Below are 15,868 nucleotides of genomic sequence, written 5' to 3'. Positions count from 1 at the left end.
GCCCATCGACAGGAAGAGCAGGATGTCCACTACGAAATCGCCCCGTACGACCAGTGCGCACACCGTCGAACGGTTGGAGCCGGACACGGTTATGGTCGCCGACGAGCTGCGGCGCCAAGGACTGCCGAGTGTCCCCTGCCCCGCCGCCGTCCTGCTCGATGGTGAGATCCGGCGACGGGGCGCGCGCACCGTGCGCGGCCCGCTCCGGACAGGGCCGTGGCGGGCCGGTCCGGAGCGGGCGGCCCTCGGCTCGGCGGCGTTCCTTCGGGCCACCGACGGATCGACGGACCCGGGTGTGGTGGGTCTGGGAGCGGCTGCGGCGCGTGGCGACCGGGGCCCGGACTCGGCCCGAGCGGCCCTGCACGCGTGGCTGGCGGTCGCCCGCCCCCGCGAGGTCCTGCTCGCCGCGCCGCGTTCGTTCTGCGCGGGCGTGGACCGCGCCGTCGAGATCGTGGAGCGGGCGCTGGAACAGCGGGGCGGCCCGATCCACGTCCGTAAACAGATCGTGCACAACCGCCACGTGGTCGCCGAACTGGAGGAGAAGGGGGTGGTGTTCGTGGAGGAACTCGACGCCGTACCCGACGGTGCCACGGTCGTGTTCTCCGCGCACGGGGTCTCCCCGGCGGTCCATACCGAGGCGGAGCGTCGAGGACTGGACGTGATCGACGCGACCTGCCCGCTGGTGGGCAAGGTGCACCACGAGGCCCGCCGCTTCGCCGATCGCGGCGACACCATCGTGCTGGTGGGGCACGCCGGGCACGAAGAGGTCGAAGGGACCATGGGCGAGGCCCCGGACCGGATCATGCTGGTCGAGACCCCCGCGGACGTCGCCCGTCTGGAGGTGGCCGACCCCGACAAGGTCTCCTACCTCACCCAGACCACTCTGGCCGCGGACGAGACCGCCGAGGTGATCGACGCCCTGCGCACCCGATTCCCCATGCTGCGCGGCCTCGGCTCCGACGACATCTGTTACGCCACCACCAACCGACAGGAGGCGTTGAGGGCGATCGCCCGAGACGCCGACCTCGTCCTCGTCGTGGGTTCGACCAACTCCTCCAATTCCCTACGGCTGGTGGAGCTGTCCGAGCGGGTCGGAACCCCGGCCCACCTCATCGACGACGCCGCGGACATCCGCCCCGACTGGCTCGCCGGAGTGACCACGATCGGTCTCACCGCCGGTGCCTCGGCGCCCCACCACCTGGTGGAGGCGGTCGTCGGCGCTCTGAGCGGGCTGGGCCCCGTCGGCGTCTCCGAACACGAGACCACCCGCGAGACGGTGCGCTTCACCCTGCCTCTCTCCGTCCGCACACCCTGAGCCCGACCACAGGACCACCGATCAGAACAGGCGTTCCCATGCAAGCGTTCGACCTGCCCGACTTCTACCTGCCGCATCCTGCCCGACTCAACCCCCACCTGGAGCGCACCCGCGAACACAGCATGGAGTGGGCCCGGGGCATGGGCATGCTCGACTCCGCCGCGCCCGGTGGCGGCCTGGTCTGGGACGAGGCCACCCTGGCCGGGATGGACTACGCGCTGATGTGCGCCTACACCCACCCGGACTGTGACGGTCCCATGTTGGACCTGATCACCGACTGGTACGTGTGGGTGTTCTTCTTCGACGACTACTTCCTCGAACTGTTCAAGTACTCCCGCGACTTCGCGGGGGCACAGACCTTCCTCGACGACCTCGAAACCTTCATGACCGAGGACGGGGGCGGTCCGCGCGCACCCCGGAACCCGGCCGAGGCCGGCCTGGCCGACCTGTGGCGGCGCACGGTGCCGTCGATGTCGGACGACTGGCGGCGGCGCTTCGTCACCAGCACGCACAACCTCATGGTCGAGTCCATGTGGGAGCTGGACAACATCGACCGGGACCGGATCGCCAACCCCATCGAATACATCCAGATGAGGCGCAGGGTCGGTGGGGCACCGTGGTCGGCCAACCTCGTGGAGGTCGCCGTGGGCGCCGAACTCCCTGATGCGGTCGCCGAATCCCGCCCCCTGCGGGTGCTGTCCGATACCTTCTCCGACGCGGTGCACCTGCGCAACGACCTTTTCTCCTACCAGCGCGAGGTTCAGGAGGAGGGCGAGAACTCCAACGCGGTGCTCGTGTTCGAACGGTTCTTCGGCCACTCCACCCAGGAGGCGGCGGTGCTGGTCAACGACCTGCTCACCGCACGGCTCATCCAGTTCGAGGACACCGCGTTGGGCGAGGTGCCCGAGTTGCTCACCGAACACGCGGTACCCCGGCACGCGCAGGCCGGGGTGGCCGCCTACGTCAAGGGTCTCCAGGACTGGCAGGCCGGCGGTCACGAGTGGCACGCGCGTTCCAACCGGTACATGAACGAGGGCCTGGCCGCCCGACCGGCCGGGGAACTCAAGGGCCCCACCGGCTTGGGCACGTCGGCGGCGCGACCGGTGTTCACATCGCTGCTTCCAGGGGTGCGGCACCGTGCTCGGCAACACTCCCACCAGGCGTTCCGTCCGGTAGGGGAGTTGGCGGAGCCCGACCTGTACATGCCGTACCCCATCCGCACCAACTCGCGGATCGACGACGCCCGGAGTTACGCGGTCGGTTGGGCACGGCGGATGGGCCTGTTCGACTCGGTGCCGGGTGTGGAGATCGGCGGGGTGTGGGACGAACGGCAGTTCATAGGTCTGGACCTGGCCCACTGCGCCGCGATGATCCACGCCGACGCGGAGTTCGACCAGCTCTGCCTGTCCTCGGACTGGTTGGCCTGGGGCACCTACGGTGACGACTACTTCCCCGTGGTGTTCGGGGCGGCGCGCGACCTGCCGGCGGCCAAGGTGTGCAACGAACGGCTGTCGTCGTTCATGCCGCTGGACCTGGGGGCCACCCCGACGCCCGTCAATCAGATCGAACGCGGGCTGGCCGACCTGTGGCGGCGCACGGCGGGTCCCATGCGCCCGGCGGCCCGGGCGACGTTCCGCCGGGCGGTGGAGGACATGACCTCCAGCTGGGTGTGGGAACTGGAGAACCAGGCCTACCACCGGGTGCCCGACCCGGTCGACTACCTGGAGATGCGTCGGAGCACGTTCGGTTCGGACATGACGCGTAGCCTGGCCAAACTGGCGAGCTTCCCCGATGTGGACCCGGCACTGTTCCAGAACCGGACCATACGCGAGCTGGAGACCGCCGCCCAGGACTACGCCTGTTTCACCAACGACCTGTTCTCGTACCAGAAGGAGATCGAGTTCGAGGGGGAGGTGCACAACCTCGTCCTCATCGTGGAGCACTTCTTCGACGTGGACCTCCACACGGCCCGCGACATCGTGGCGGACCTGATGCGGGCCCGCATGGAGCAGTTCGAGCACATCCTCGCCAACGACCTGCCGAAGCTGTTGGCCGACCTCGACCTTGACGAGGCGACCTCCCGAGCACTGCTGCGCGACACCGAGAACATGAAGGAGTGGATGTCGGGGATCTTGGAGTGGCACCGCAGGTGTGTCCGTTACACCGAGGCGGAGCAGCGTCGACTGCGCACCCCGAAGAACGTGCGCGACCACGTGCCGCTCGACCACGCATGGGCACCGACCGGCCTCGGTACGTCGGCGGCCCGCCTGACCACACTGCTGAGGACACGCTGACCGGGGGAAAGGAAGGGGAGGGTTCGTGTTCGTGGGCGACCCTGGGGCCATGGTCCAAGCCGTGGCCGGGCACGAACCCGAACCGCTCCTCCCCTGTGACCAGGGATTTCCTTCGTGTCCGAGGGGGACTCGAACCATCCCCTACAGGACCCGAGCCCGCTGGTTCTGAGTGCGGATCTGTCGCTGGACGGGTGGTGACCTGCGATGGATTCCTCCCGCCGGCCCCGCCGGCCGACCATCGCCGCCGAGTCACGAATCAGGGATGACTCAGGTCGGGCAGAGCGTGTCCTGGGTCGGCAGGTCGCCCTCGACCAGGAAGTCCGTGGTCGTGTCTTGCGCGCAGGCGTTGTCGCCGTTGACGTAGACGCCGTGTCCGCTGCCGTCGACGCTCACCAGCCGGGACCGCTGCCCGAACTTCTCGTTGAGCATCTCCCCGCCCCGGTGCGGCGTGACCGGGTCGCGCTGGTTCTGCACGATCAGGACATTGCTCGGCCCCTCGTCAAGGACCTCCACCGGCGGCTCGGCCGGTTCGTGCGACCAATAGGCGCAGGGCATGATGTTGGCACTGGCGGCGCCGAACAGCGGGTACCTCTCCCGATCCTGGGCGACGCTACGCTGATAGGTGCCGACGTCCTCGGGCCATTCCACGTCGTTGCAGGTCACGGCGAGGAAAACCGACCAGTTGTTGTCGAAGGGCGACGGCTCGGCACCCATCGTCGGCTGGGCGCCGGGGGCCGACACCACAAGGGGTGCGATCCCGTCCGACGCCTCCCCGGCCGCCGTGTCGGAGCCGAGCACCTCCTGCCACAACTCCGCCAGTCGGGGGTACGTCGAATCGTGGTAGAGGAACCCGAAGGTGGCCAGCCGGAAGAGGCCGCCGTCCATGTGGCCCTCGTCCGTGTCCACCGGGTTCTCGTCGAGTCGCTCGGCGAGCTCGAAGTAGGTTCGGCGCACCTCCTCCGATGAGTCGCCCAAGCCGTACTCATCGTGGCGTTCGGCGACCCATCGCGCGAAGTCCGGGAAGGTCTCTTCGACGCCCAGGCCGTACCTGCGCATCCCCTCGTGGTCGAGGTGGGTGTCACCGATGTTGCTGTCGAGCACGATCCGGTCGGAGCCTTCGGGGAACATCGAGGCGTAGGCCGCGCCCAGCGCCGAGCCGTAGGAGGCGCCGTAGAAGCTGGCCTTCCGCTCGCCGAGCGCCTCCCGGATCCGGTCCAGGTCACGGGCCGTGTTCGCCGTCGTCACGTGGCGCAACCGTCCGTCGGTGTCGTTGTCCGCGCACTGGTCGGCGATCATCTCCGCGTGACCGGCCTGCTCGGCGACCGCCGCCTCGTCGACCGCGTACGGCGGGACGGCGCCCCGGTAGTCCTGGTCGACGCCGATGCCGCAGTGCACCGGAGCGGAGTACCCGATTCCGCGGGTGTCCATGCCGATCAGGTCGTAGCTGTCCGAGACCTCGGCGGGCAGGCCCCGAGAGACCAGGTCCGCCGGAAACGCCAGCCCGGATCCGCCCGGGCCGCCCGGGTTGAACAGCAGCACGCCACGTCTTTGGTCCGGGTCCCGGCCGGCCAGCCGGGACACCATGATCTCGATCTCGGGGCCCTCGGGGTCGGCGTAGTCCAGCGGCACCGGTACCAGGCCGCATTCGATCCGGGGCGCCTCGGCCGCCACATCCTCGGGGCAGGCGCCCCACTCCACCTGTGCCTGTGGTTCCTCGCCCCTGTCGTCCGCCATGGCCGGTGCCGCGACCAGCGGCCCGGCGAGGCCGATCAGCGCCATCACGGTCCAACTCCGGCCTGCTCTACGCCTTCGTTCCATGTTCGCCCTCATCTGTTGTCGGTTTCACGCTTTTGCCACTCGCCCACGAGCCCGCGCCGAGCTCTTCGGTCTATGGCGGTGCGGGTCGGGGATGTCCCGGCCCAGGGCGGTAGGTCAGGTGCCGCAAGAGGGTTTCGGCCGGCCCACGCCGCCCCGTGCGGCGCAGGACGTCGGCGATGACGACGGTGACCACCCACGTGGCGACGGCGACCCCGGCGGCCGCTGCGGCGCCCAGACCGCCGCCCAGGTCGAGCAGCGATGGTTCGGTGGCCACCAACCACACCGGCGACTGGGCGATGTAGAAGGTCATCGACCGTCGGCCGCACGCCACCAGCGCGTTCGTCACCCGGCCGCGCCGGTCGTTGACGCGGACCGCGACGAGCGCGATGGCCGCCGCGAAGGCGAGCCCACCGGCGACGCCGGTCGCTCCGAACACCGCCGAGGCGACGACGCCGACCTCAGGGGTATCCGGTGTCCACACGCCCACGGCCCGCAGGGCGACCGGCTGTGCTCCCAGCACGGCGACAGGGAATCCGATCAGCACCACACCGCGCAGGAGCGGCCTGTAGCGGTCGGGCTGCTCCAGCACACGCATCCGGCCGGCCCAGACACCGATCAGGACCGAAGGCATTACGGCCAGTCCGGCGATCGGCACCACCGGGAGCGCACTGGCCCGTAGCATCGCGCTGTCCACGAGGGTGGGTCCCACAGGCAGTGGCGTGTCGGCTCCGGCGACTACTTGAAGTGCGGCGGAGGCCGCGGCGCCGAGCACGAGGGTGAGCGCGGCGATCGTCCACAGCCGACGATCGGACCAGGACACCGCCCCGGCGAACATCAGGGCGAACACACCGTAGGCACCGATGACGTCCCCGCTGTAGAGCAGGACGACGTGGGCCACACCGAACACGATCATCCAGGCACCGCGTCGACGTATCAGTCTCCGCGCCTGTGCCGAGTCCCCGCCGGGTCCGGAGCGGCGCCGGGTCATCTGCACGAGGCCGTACCCGAAGAGGAGCCCGAACAAGGGAGCGGCCCGCCCGTCGACGACGGACGTCAGCAGCCACTGGACGGCGACGTCGAGCGGGCCACCGCCAGAGGGCGCGGCCATCGAGAGGCCCCCCGCGTGCAGCATCCGGGAGTGGGCGAGGGCGATGAGTAGCAGCATCAATCCCCGCGCCAGATCCGGCGCCAACAAGCGTTCCGCGTTCGGCGTCGGTGCGGCCGACCCGCCCGCAGGCTGACGGGACCCGAACATGGGTCTGAACATGGGTTCGACGCTAGTGAAGCCGTCCGTTGCCGCATATCGGTCGAAGGGTTCGGGGACACTCGACCAAAGTCGGCGTCCTTGTCGAAGTCCGCTGCCGTACACGAACGATCGGGGCCCGAAGGGGTCTCAAGGCTCCTCGTGAGCCGTCCACGTTGAGGGCCGCCCCCGCACCGTGTGGCTCGACGGTCCGGTCGCAACCCGGGCCAACAAGAAAGGCCCCGCTGAGCGGGGCCTTCGATTGTGTCCGAGGGGGGACTTGAACCCCCACAGCCTTAACGGCCACTAGCACCTCAAGCTAGCGCGTCTACCTATTCCGCCACCCGGACGTGGGTGTCTGGCGCCGTAGCGCCGAACAGGTTCAACCATAGCAAAGGTCTGAGGGGCCCCGAACCAGTTTTTCGGTGGGGGGTGACCGGCTTCCAGACGAGAGGAGAGCGTGACAAGGTCTAGGGCGAAAGGTGCGGCCGGCAGACGGGAGAGCCAGATGGCGCAAGACAGTGATCCGAGCGCGGCGGAGGTCGAGGTCGTCGACCTGTGCCGAGAGCTCATCGAGTTCGACACCTCCAACTATGGCGACCATTCCGGCCCCGGTGAGCGCAAGGCCGCGGAGTATGTCATGGGCCGTCTCGACGAGGTCGGGGTGGAGTCCGAGATCTACGAGAAGCACCCCGGGCGCAGCAACGTGGTGGCGCGGATCACGGGTGAGGATTCCGGTCGTCCCCCTCTGCTCATCCACGGACACCTCGACGTGGTGCCCGCGGCCGCGGAGGACTGGACGCATCATCCGTTCGCCGCCGAGGTCGCCGACGGTTGTGTCTGGGGCCGTGGCGCGGTCGACATGAAGAACATGAACGCGATGGTGCTGGCCACGCTGCGGCAGCGACTGCGTGAGGGGCGACGTCCTCCGCGCGACATCGTCCTGGCCTTCGTCGCCGACGAGGAGGCCGGCGGTACCTGGGGCGCCCAGTACCTGGTGGACGAGCACCCCGAGCTGTTCGCGGACTGCGACTCCGCGATCAGCGAGGTCGGCGGGTTCTCGTTCACGGTCAACGAGAACCGGCGCGTGTACCTGGTGGAGACCGCGGAGAAGGGCATCGCGTGGATGAAGCTCACCGCGCGCGGCACCGCGGGCCACGGGTCGATGACCAACGACGACAACGCCGTCACCGAACTGGCCGCCGCGGTCGCCAGGCTCGGTGAGCACCGGTTCCCCGTGCAGCTCACACCCACGGTCCGGACCTTCCTGGAGGAGATCTGCGAGGAGTTCGGGATCCCCTTCGAGGAGAAGGACGTGGACGCCACGGTGGCGCGGCTGGGTCCGATCGCGAAGATGATCGGTGCCACGCTGCGCAACACCCTGAACCCGACGGTGCTGGGCGGTGGCTACAAGGCCAACGTGATCCCGGGTGAGGCCACCGCCCAGGTGGACGGTCGTTTCCTGCCGGGGACCGAGGAGGAGTACTTCGCCAAGATCGACGAACTGCTCGGTCCGAAGGTGAGCCGTGAGTTCATCCACCACCTTCCCGCGGTGGAGACCTCCTTCGACGGTGGCCTGGTCACCGCGATGTCGGAGTCGTTGCTGGCGGAGGACCCGGGCGCCAAGGCCGTCCCGTACTGCCTCTCGGGCGGTACCGACGCCAAGAGCTTCTCGCGGCTGGGTATCCGCAACTTCGGGTTCTCCCCGCTGAAGCTGCCGCCGGAGTTGGACTTCGCCGGCATGTTCCACGGGGTGGACGAACGTGTCCCCGTGGACGGTCTCCAATTCGGAGTCCGTGTGTTGGACCGATTCATCGACATGAGCTGACCGGAATTATTCGGGACGACCGCTCCTGAACCTGGACGAACCGCACCGAGAATTTCTCGGTGCGGTTCGTTTTTCCGGTTGTGGTCACTCGGTGTGATGCTACGGTTGCTTTCAGTTCGAAGGTGACTCCGTCTTTTCGGGGGCCGACGACCGACCGTGGGCGACAACGCCGCGCGGGACCGTCCAGTAGTAGTCGAGACAAGGGGGCATCCATGGTGCTCGCGAGCCGGGAGTGGCTGGTGTCCTCCAGTCGCGCTGCTCGCAACACCCGTGGTGTCTACGCCCGACTGCTGCTCCTGTCCGGAATCGTCGCGGTCGCGTGGATCGCCGGCGGTGTCGGGGTCGCGTACAGCGACACCGGCGCCGAATCCGGTGGCCTCGTCGACAGCGTGCTCGGTGTCGACGACGCCGCCGAACGCACCGGTCAGGCCGCGACCGAGGAGATCCGGCAGGCCCGGATCTCCGAAACCGCGGCCCACGCCACCGCCTCCACCGAGGCCGTCACCGAAAGGGTCGTCCCGCAGGCGACCTCGCTTCCCGCCACCGCGCTGGAGGACACCGGTGTCTCCGGTGCCCTGCAGGAGAGCCGGGTCGGTTCCATCGCCGAGACCGCGGTCGACGACACCGCGCGGACCGTTGACGGAACCGCTCGCGGGGCCTCCGACCTGGTCGGAGGGGTCGCCCGAACCGGCAAGGACATGGTTCGGGCCACCGACGAGTCGCTGCGCGAGGGCGACCTCGTCGACGGCGTCACCGCAGGACTGAACGAATCCGTCGGCCACCACGGGATCGACTCCGTCACCGAACCCGGCGGCCCCTTGGGCCTGCCGCTCCTCGGTGCCGACGACCCCATCTCCTCCTCTTCCGTCGACCGTCCCAAGGACGAGGACGAAGAGGACGAGGAAGCGGACGAAGAGCCCGCGCGCATGGGACCGCACGCCGACCATGGCGTGCCCGTCCACGTCACCGAGACCGGTCTGCGCATGGCCGAGGAGGCCGCTCAGGCCGCCACGGCGCAGACCGCTCAGGACGACGACGCCGAGCGCATCCGTCTCATCGGCGGTGGCTCCCACCACCAGGTCGGACCCGACGCCACCGGTGCGTCGGCCCCGTCCTTCCCCGCTCCCGGTGCCGCCGGCTTCCTCATGAACCGGTCCGGCCACATGGAGCTCCGGGCCCAGCGGGTCGCCCTTCCCGGCGACCCCACCCTGGTCGTGCGCGACGCCGCGGACGACCCTTCCTTCTCGCCTGACTAGCCGCTTCCCGCAGGGATCGCGGCCGGTCGGTGCGCCTTCGCGCACGAGCACCCCATCGTTTCCGAGGTGGGTGTGCGTCTCACCCCAGGCGCTTCACGCCGGGTGACCGTCCGTGGTCCATGAGTGGCAGATCCGACTCTCGTCGACCAAAGGACATGACACCCGATGACCCGATCAACCCACACCCGTGTCGCGGCCCTCATCGCCGCAGGCCTCCTCGCCACCACCGCCTACGGGACCGCCTACGCCGACACCACCACCAGCGGTAACGGTTCCATCGGTGGCGGCAACCAGATCGAGGCAGACGTCGACGCTCCCGTCAACGTCTGCGGCAACGCCGTCGCGGTTCTCGGCGTGGCCGGTGCCGAGTGCACCGACGGTGAGGCCGAGGTGACCGAGCCGGAGCGACCGGACGACGGTTACGAGGGCTACGACCCGGAGGAGCCCGAGCCGGAGGAGACCCCCGAGGAAGAACCCCCGCGGGAAGAAGAGATCTCCGAGGAGGAGCCGGAGCCGGAGGAGACCCCCGAGGAAGAGCGTGAGGAGCAGGTCGAGGAGGACCCGGAGGACCCCGCCGACGAGGGCTCCGTTCCGAACGCGGAGACCGCGGACCAGGGCCCCTCGGCTCCCCCCGCGGACGAGTCCCGCCTCGCGGTCACCGGTGCCGACCAGAGCGCGCTGACCGGCCTGGTCGCCGCCGCGGTCCTCGCCATCGCCGCGGGTGTCGGCTTCATCTTCTACGGCCGGCGCCACAAGGCCCGGGCCTGATCGGACTCCCGGGCCCTCGGGTCCGGGGGTTGACGCGAGTCCCGCAGCACCGGCCAAGGCCTTGTGCTCGGGGTTCACGTCAGCCGCCGCTCAACCAGAGCGGGAGCTGATCGACGGGGTGCGGGCGTCCGTACGCAGCCAGCGAGGACGCGACGCGACCGTACCCAACAGACCGGCGAAGACGCACCGCCCAGGTGCGGAGCCGACCGGATGATCCCCGGCCTTGGTCGAAGGCCCACATCCCACCCAGGGGTGTGGAACGGCCTGTGGCCCCATGCACGACACCTTCTCTACTACTCGTTCTCTCGAAAGGACTTCCCACATGCGTAAGTGGGCCAGCACCTCCGCGAAGACCGTGCTCCTGGCCGCGGGCTTCGTCGCCCTGGGCAGCGGCGTGGCGCTCGCCGACAGCGACGCGGCCACCAGCGGCAACGGTTCGCTGCTGGGCGGCAACCAGGCGGTCGTCAACGGCGACGTCCCCGTCAACGTGACCGGCAACGCCATCGGTGCGGTCGCCGGCGTCGCGGGTGCCTCCAGCACCGGTTCCGACGCCAAGGTGATCGACCACCAGCACAACGAGGTGCACACCTCGGGCAACGGTTCGCTGCTGGGCGGCAACCAGCTCGTGGTCGACGGCGACGTCCCGGTGAACGTCACGGGCAACGCGATCAGCGCGGTCGGCGGCGTCGCGGGTGCCTCCAGCACCGGCAGTGACTCCAAGGTCCTGCACGAGTCCGGCCACGGCCACGGCCACGGCCACGGACACGGCCACGGTGGCGAGGACATCGCGACCTCCGGCAACGGCTCCCTGCTCGGCGGCAACCAGCTGGTCGGCGACCTCGACGTTCCGGTGAACGTGTCCGGCAACGCGATCGGTGCCGTGGGCGGCGTCGCGGGCGCGGCGGCCACCGACGCCGACGCGATCGTGCGCGACCACCAGAGCGCGCCGGTCGAGCACCAGGCCGGGCAGTTCACCGCCACCGACCTGCTCAACGAGGCCGTCGAGAACGCCCAGATCCTGCCGGACACCTCCGGTGTGGACGCCGGCGTGCTGCGTCAGTCGGCCCCGGTCCGTGAGCACCAGTCGATCGCGACCTCCGGCAACGGTTCCGCGCTGGGCGGCAACCAGCTCGTCGCGGACCTGGACGTCCCCGTGAACGCCGCGGGCAACGCGGTCGGTGCCGTGGGCGGCGTGGCCGGCGCGGCCACCACCGACAGCGACGCCGTGGTCAAGGACGTCGAGCAGGACATCGCGACCTCCGGCAACGGTTCGTTGGCCGGCGGGAACCAGCTCGTCGCCGACGCGGACGTCCCCGTCAACGTCGCGGGCAACGCCGTGGGCGCCGTGGCCGGTATCGCCGGTGCGAGCGCCACCGACGCCGACTCCAAGGTGGTGGAGCACCAGAGCGCCGAGACCGAGGCCCAGGCCTCCGCGTTGGACAGCGTGCCGGGGGTCGACCAGCTGCCCGAGGTCCCCGTCTCCGAGATGCTGCCGGTCGACTACAGCGTGAGCGAGACCGCGGACCAGGCCGTGGCGGAGCAGGCTTCGGCCGAGCTGCCCGAGGCCACCGAGGTGCCCGAGGTCGACCCGGTGGGCGACCTGCTGGGCGCCGCGGGCGTCGGCCTGTAGTACCTGAGCGGGTCCGTCGACGGACCCGCGCGGGGGTGTGACCCGGACACGGACACCCGTCCGTCCCAGGGAGTGCGTCCCACCGTTCCGTTTGGAACGCGGTGGACTGCGGTGGACACGCTCATCCCGAGGCGAACGGCGGACGATGGCCGGGGAACACCGTTCCCGCGAGCGGCGTACACGCGTCGCGCACGACGAGCCGGAGGAAGGCGCCTCCGCGCCCCCGTTCCGTTTGGAACGCGGTGGACTGCGGGGGAGCGGAGGTGGCGACCACCGGTTCGAGAACACGAGTCGAGTCCTCCCGGGAATATCCGGGAGGACTCGTCGCATTTTGAGGGCAGAACACCCCGGAGTCGATAAGTGTGACGCAAGTCACTGTCCTAGGGTGTTCGGGGTGCTCGTCAGAGCCACCGAGAGGCCGGGGGAGAGGGTTGCCACGGTCGCAAATACACGTTACGGGCCGGTACCGGTCCGATGAGCGCTTATTCTGCGGGTGCCGGTGGGTGTGGGGTCGTGTGACCGACGACGAGGCGAACTCGGGTGCGGCCGACCCGGTCCGCTCACCGACGGGGGAGTGCCTGTAGTTCGGTTACTGTCGGTTCCCACGGGAGCCGAAGGACCACGGCCGAGAGAAAACGTAAGGCTAGACGTAGGGGAAACAGCGTGCCAGCCACGAAGGGCAGCGCCGGCAAGAACGGCTCGAAGGACAACGGAAGCCAGGGGACGGGGACCACTCTGGTCATCGTCGAGTCACCGGCCAAGGCCAAGACCATCGCCGGTTACCTGGGGCGCGGCTACGTCGTGGAGTCCAGCATCGGGCACATCCGTGACATGCCGGCCAAGGCCGCGGAGATCCCCGCCAAGTACAAGGGGGAGTCCTGGGCGCGGCTCGGTGTCGACGTCGACGGCGACTTCGAACCGCTCTACGTCGTCAACACCGACAAGAAGGCCCACGTCAAGAAGCTCAAGGAGCTGCTGGCCGAGGCCGACGTACTCCTGCTCGCCACTGATGAGGACCGCGAGGGCGAGGCCATCGCCTGGCACCTGCGCGAGGAGCTCAAGCCCAAGATCCCCGTCCGACGGATGGTCTTCAACGAGATCACCAAGGACGCCATCCAGCACGCGGCGGACAACACGCGCGAGCTCAACACCCGTCTGGTCAGCGCTCAGGAGACGCGCCGCATCCTGGACCGTCTCTACGGCTACGAGGTCTCACCCGTGCTGTGGAAGAAGGTCATGCCCAAGCTCTCGGCGGGCCGGGTGCAGTCCGTGGCCACCCGACTGGTGGTCGAGCGCGAACGCGAGCGGATGGCCTTCACCTCCGCCGAGTACTGGGACATCAAGGCGGTCTTCGACGCCGCCGGAGCGGTCGCCGACGCCCCCGCCAGCTTCCCCGCCACGCTTTTGTCGGTCGACGGCAAGCGCGTGGCCGCCGGTCGCGACTTCACCCCCCAGGGTTCGATCCGTTCCGACCGGGACGTGCGCCACCTCGACGAGGCCGCCGCCCGGGGCCTGGCCGAACGCCTCTCCGGAACCGGCTTCGCGGTCTCCTCCGTGGAGCGCAAGCCCTATCGCCGCTCTCCGTACGCGCCGTTCCGCACCACCACCCTCCAGCAGGAGGCCTCCCGCAAGCTCAACCTGTCCGCGAAGCAGACCATGCAGGTCGCCCAGCGGCTGTACGAGCACGGGCACATCACCTACATGCGTACCGACAGCACCACGCTGTCGGACAGCGCGGTCAAGGCCGCCCGTGATCAGGCACGACGTCTCTACGGCGGCGACCACCTGCCGGACAAGCCGCGTGTGTACGCCAAGAAGGTCAAGAACGCCCAGGAGGCCCACGAGGCCATCCGTCCGGCGGGCGAAACCTTCCGCGTCCCCGCCGAGACCGGCCTGTCCGGCCCCGAGTTCCGCCTCTACGAGCTCATCTGGAAGCGCACCGTCGCCTCCCAGATGAAGGACGCCGTCGGCGAGTCCGTCACCGTCCGCATCGAGGGCACCTCCTCCGACGGTGAGGTCGCCGAGTTCAGCGCGAGCGGCAAGGTCATCACCTTCCACGGGTTCCTCAAGGCCTACGTCGAGGGTTCCGACGACCCGGCCGCCGACCTGGACGACCGTGAGCGCCGCCTGCCCGCCCTGAGCGAGGAGGACCCGGTCAAGGCGCAGAGCCTGGAGGCCGAGGGGCACAGCACCCGGCCGCCGGCGCGCTACACCGAGGCCACCCTGGTCAAGGAGCTGGAGGAGCGGGAGATCGGCCGCCCCTCCACCTACGCGGCCATCATCGGCACCATCCAGGATCGCGGCTACGTGTTCAAGAAGGGCACGGCGCTGGTGCCGTCCTTCCTGGCCTTCGCCGTGGTGCAGTTGTTGGAACGCCACTTCGGAAACCTGGTGGACTACGAGTTCACCGCGCGTCTGGAGGACGTCCTCGACGACATCGCCCGGGGCGAGACCGAGAGCCTGCCGTGGCTGCGGCGCTTCTACTTCGGTGGACAGACCCCCGAGGGGCGGCAGGAGACGGGTCTCAAGGACCTGGTGGTCGGTGACCACCTGTCCGAGATCGACCCCAAGGAGGTCAGCTCGCTGCCGCTGCCCGGCACCGACATCGTGCTCCGGGTCGGTCGATTCGGCCCCTACCTGGACCGTGACGGAACCAGGGTGAACGTGCCCGAGGACTTGGCGCCGGACGAGCTCACCCCGGCCAAGGCCGAGGAGCTGTTCGCCCAGCCCAGCGGTGACCGTGAGCTCGGGGTCGATCCCGAGACCGGGCGCACCATCCTCGCCAGGTCCGGTCGATATGGCCCCTACGTGACCGAGGTCATCCCGGAGCCGGAGGAGGCCGAGGGCGAGACCAAGCCCAAGAGCAAGGCCAAGGCGAAGGTCAAGCCGCGCACCGGTTCGCTGCTCAAGAGTATGGACCTGGACACGGTCACCCTGGAGGACGCGCTCCGTCTGCTGTCCCTGCCCCGTGTGGTGGGGGAGCTCGACGGTGAGGACGTCACCGCGCAGAACGGCCGGTTCGGCCCGTACCTGAAGAAGGGCACCGACAGCCGCTCCCTCGAAAACGAGGAGCAGATGTTCACGATCACCCTCGAAGAGGCCAAGGCGATCTTCGCGCAGCCCAAGCAGCGTGGTCGTCGTGCCGCCGCTCCGCCGCTGCGCGAGCTCGGTGAGGACCCGGAGAGCGGCGCCAAGATGGTGATCAAGGACGGTCGCTTCGGCCCCTACGTCACCGACGGGGAGGTCAACGCCTCCCTGCGCAAGGACGACGAGGTCGCGTCGATCACCGACGAGCGCGCCGCCGAACTCCTGGCCGAGCGTCGGGCCAAGGCTCCGGCCAAGAAGGCGCCCGCCAAGAAGAAGGCCCCGGCCAAGAAGACGACCGCGAAGAAGACGACCACGACCACCACCAAGAAGGCGGCGACGCGCAAGCCCGCCGCCAAGAAGACCGGCGAGCCGAAGAGCACCGCCACGGAGTGACGTCCTGTGTGTCTTGGTGACCGCCCACCCGGGTATCTCTCATGAGAGAAGTTCGGATGGGCGGTTTCCGCTGTTTCGTAACGGAGACGGGACCTCATCCCCTGTCGGGGAATGATCTTCCGTACTACGCTGTGTCGGGCTGATGAGGGCGCGGAATCGTGTGTGAGCCCCGGAGGCATCCCCGAATCCCGGACAGGCGATGGACGCCTGTCAGTACCGATCCCCCTCATCGATAA

General features: G+C 69.3%; 9 protein-coding genes and 1 tRNA gene. 7 read left to right on the top strand and 3 right to left on the bottom strand.

From position 1 onward, the window contains the following. Positions 1-22: 22 nt before the first annotated feature. Positions 23-1,315, top strand: a complete 1,293-nt coding sequence (locus ACWGSK_RS19710; protein WP_452456390.1) for a 4-hydroxy-3-methylbut-2-enyl diphosphate reductase — start codon at positions 23-25, stop codon at positions 1,313-1,315. Positions 1,316-1,353: 38 nt separating this feature from the next. Beyond that, a complete protein-coding gene (locus ACWGSK_RS19705; RefSeq protein WP_452456389.1) occupies positions 1,354-3,609 on the top strand; it encodes a terpene synthase family protein in 2,256 nt (751 codons plus the stop codon). A 267-nt stretch (positions 3,610-3,876) separates the two neighbouring features. On the opposite strand, the gene ACWGSK_RS19700 is transcribed toward ACWGSK_RS19705, so the two are convergent. The 3 genes from ACWGSK_RS19700 to ACWGSK_RS19690 all read right to left on the bottom strand — a co-directional run bounded on the left by ACWGSK_RS19700 (position 3,877) and on the right by ACWGSK_RS19690 (position 7,020). Beyond that, positions 3,877-5,388, bottom strand: coding sequence for an alpha/beta hydrolase (locus tag ACWGSK_RS19700; RefSeq protein WP_358514916.1), 1,512 nt, complete (start codon positions 5,386-5,388; stop codon positions 3,877-3,879). Positions 5,389-5,497: 109 nt separating this feature from the next. Further along, positions 5,498-6,694 carry a DUF418 domain-containing protein gene (locus ACWGSK_RS19695; RefSeq protein WP_358514914.1) on the bottom strand — a complete coding sequence of 399 codons (1,197 nt, stop codon included), beginning with the start codon at positions 6,692-6,694 and terminating at the stop codon, positions 5,498-5,500. A 241-nt stretch (positions 6,695-6,935) separates the two neighbouring features. After that, positions 6,936-7,020 (bottom strand) — tRNA-Leu (locus tag ACWGSK_RS19690). Positions 7,021-7,178: 158 nt separating this feature from the next. Here ACWGSK_RS19690 and ACWGSK_RS19685 point away from each other — a divergent pair. The 5 genes from ACWGSK_RS19685 to topA all read left to right on the top strand — a co-directional run bounded on the left by ACWGSK_RS19685 (position 7,179) and on the right by topA (position 15,632). After that, on the top strand, positions 7,179-8,498 hold the full coding sequence (locus ACWGSK_RS19685) for a M20/M25/M40 family metallo-hydrolase (protein WP_358514911.1): 1,320 nt from the start codon (positions 7,179-7,181) through the stop codon (positions 8,496-8,498). 212 nt (positions 8,499-8,710) lie between these two features. After that, positions 8,711-9,754, top strand: a complete 1,044-nt coding sequence (locus tag ACWGSK_RS19680) for a hypothetical protein (RefSeq protein WP_358514908.1) — start codon at positions 8,711-8,713, stop codon at positions 9,752-9,754. Between the two features lie 165 nt (positions 9,755-9,919). Then, a complete protein-coding gene (locus ACWGSK_RS19675; protein WP_452456388.1) occupies positions 9,920-10,522 on the top strand; it encodes a chaplin family protein in 603 nt (200 codons plus the stop codon). Between the two features lie 322 nt (positions 10,523-10,844). Continuing rightward, complete coding sequence (locus tag ACWGSK_RS19670) at positions 10,845-12,152, top strand: hypothetical protein (RefSeq protein ID WP_452456387.1); 1,308 nt, start codon at positions 10,845-10,847, stop codon at positions 12,150-12,152. Positions 12,153-12,815: 663 nt separating this feature from the next. Then, positions 12,816-15,632 carry a type I DNA topoisomerase gene (topA, locus tag ACWGSK_RS19665; protein WP_452456386.1) on the top strand — a complete coding sequence of 939 codons (2,817 nt, stop codon included), beginning with the start codon at positions 12,816-12,818 and terminating at the stop codon, positions 15,630-15,632. Positions 15,633-15,868: the final 236 nt, after the last annotated feature.

The organism is Nocardiopsis sp. NPDC055551, assembly GCF_053619415.1.
Note: the sequence above shows the minus strand (reverse complement) of the source record. Positions and strands in the feature narration are given on the sequence as shown.